Raw genomic sequence first — 1,454 nt, forward strand, 5'->3', positions numbered from 1 at the left:
CACCGCCTTCCCGCCGCTCATGTCCACGCCCGCGACGCGCAGAGCGTCCAGCGGGCTCAGGCTGCCGCCCGCGCGCAGGAACGCGAGGTAGTCCTCCCGCGCCGCCTCCGGCGACGAATCGAAACGCGCGGCGAGCGCGTGCGCCGCCGCGATGCCCGTCGCGTACTGCCACACGTAGAAGTTGCTGTACAGGTGCGTGCTGAACTGCGCCCACAGCACGCCCGACCGCTCGCGGTCCATCTCCACCGCGTCCCCGTAGCCCTCCGCGAGGAGGTCCGCCATGAGCGCCGCGAGGTCCGGCGCGGCGAGCGTCCCGCCGCGCTCCACCCGCTCGTGCACCTCCAGCTCGAAGCGCGCGAGCGTCGGCATGACGAAGAAGTAACGGTGGAAGTTGCTCATCGCCTCCTCGATCAGGGCGATCTGGAAGTCCACGTCCTCGTGCCGCGCGAAGAGGTGGCGGCGCACCATCGCCTGATTGAAGTTGCTCGCGACCTCCGCGACGAACAGCGAGTAGCGCGCGTACACGTCCGGCTGCGACTTCCACGCGAGGTACGAGTGCATGCTGTGCCCGATCTCGTGCGCGAGCGTCGACAGGCTGAACAGGCTCCCCTGGTAGCTCATGAAGATGTACGGGTGCGTGCCCCGCGTGCCCGTCGAGAAGGCCCCCTGACGTTTGCCCGCGTTGGGGTACACGTCCACCCAGCGCTCCACGGTGAGGCCGCGCCGCATGACGTTCACGTACTCCTCCCCCAGGGGCGCCATGCCCTCGCAGATCCACTCCACCGCCCGCTCGTACGGTACCTCCGGCGCGCGGAGCGTGAGGGGCGCCTTCACGTCGAACTCCCGCAGGCGCTCCAGGCCCAGCCAGCGGGCCCGTACGCGCCAGTAACGGTGCCAGGTGGGCAGGTGACGGCAGTACGTGTCCACCAGCGCGTGGAAGACCGACGTGGGCAGCTCGTTCGGCGCGAGCGCCGCGTGCAGGCTGCTCTCGAAGCCGCGCGCGCGCGCCACGAACACGTCCTGCCGCACGCCCGACGTCAGGGCCGCCGCCATCGTGTTCGCGAAACGCCGGTGCGCGTCCGCGTACGCCTCCCACGCGGCGCGGCGCACGTCACGGTCCGCGTCCATCGTGAGGCGGTCGACGTTGCCGTGCCCGATCCGCACGACCTCGCCGTCCTTCAGACGCACCTCCCCGAGGTCGAGGTCCGTGTTCACCAGCGTCGGGTGGACGGAGCGGGCCGACGCGAACGGCGCGCGCACCAGACCCAGGACCTCCTCCACGTCGGCGGACCGCACGAAGGGACGGCGGCGCTCCAGCGCCCCCAGATGGTACGCGTACGCGGAAAGCTCCGGCGACTCCGCCCACGCCGCGAGCGTGCCCTCTGGCAGCGCGAGCAGTTCGGGCTCCGCGAACGCCGTCGCCGCCGCGAACGCTCCCGCGAGGCCGCCCACGC

The 1,454-nt window shown here is 71.7% G+C and carries 1 protein-coding gene; it reads right to left on the reverse strand.

What is annotated here, in order from left to right:
• Positions 1–1,454, reverse strand: a 1,454-nt coding sequence (gene pepF, locus DEIPI_RS28460; protein ID WP_045233633.1) for an oligoendopeptidase F, incomplete at both ends; no start/stop codon positions are given.

The sequence above is a fragment of the Deinococcus pimensis DSM 21231 genome (genome assembly GCF_000519345.1).
GTDB classification, from domain to species: Bacteria; Deinococcota; Deinococci; order Deinococcales; family Deinococcaceae; genus Deinococcus_A; species Deinococcus_A pimensis.